At 39.2% G+C, this 567-nt stretch carries 1 protein-coding gene; it reads right to left on the reverse strand.

Annotated elements, in window-relative coordinates; genetic code table 11:
• Positions 1–499 (reverse strand): alpha/beta hydrolase family protein (locus E1140_RS00080; protein ID WP_221412584.1); only part of this gene is annotated, 499 nt, incomplete at its 3' end.
• Positions 500–567 lie beyond the last annotated feature (68 nt).

A 567-nucleotide genomic window follows, 5' to 3' on the forward strand; every position in this document is an offset into this window, starting at 1 on the left:
AATTCCGTTCAGCAAGCTTATCTCTGCTGCCCTGTAGAAAGAGCATTTGCTTTGAAATTTCCTTCAGATGATCAGCTCTGTCAATTGACGGCTTGCCCATGGCATGTAAAGGGAATCCGAAAAAGATCAAACCAAAAATGTCGGGGTTATTTAAGGCTGCATATTGTGAACTCATTCTTCCTCCATAAGACTTACCTGACAGTATTATGGGAAGTTTTGGTAAATGATGCCGAGTATATTCAATAACTTTTTCTATTACGTGATGAGCTTTTTGTGGAGAATCAGGGAGCTTTTTTCCATTCTGCATATACACGAAATTGAACCGTACTACTGTAAAGATGGATTCGCTGAAGGCTTCGGCAACCTGCTCCATAAACGGGTGCGTCATACCAGCACCAGCACCATGGGCTAAGAGTAAAATGTATTCCGCCTTATTGCTGGTATTTATGATCAGATCAACATCACCATAATCGGTTGAAACGGAACTAAAATTGGCCAAACTCATCTGTTTCAAATTGCATCAACATGCAAAAGTGGCAAATTAAATAATAACAAACTATATTATTA

It is taken from the genome of Fulvivirga lutimaris, from assembly GCF_009711525.1.
Taxonomy (GTDB): domain Bacteria; phylum Bacteroidota; class Bacteroidia; order Cytophagales; family Cyclobacteriaceae; genus Fulvivirga; species Fulvivirga lutimaris.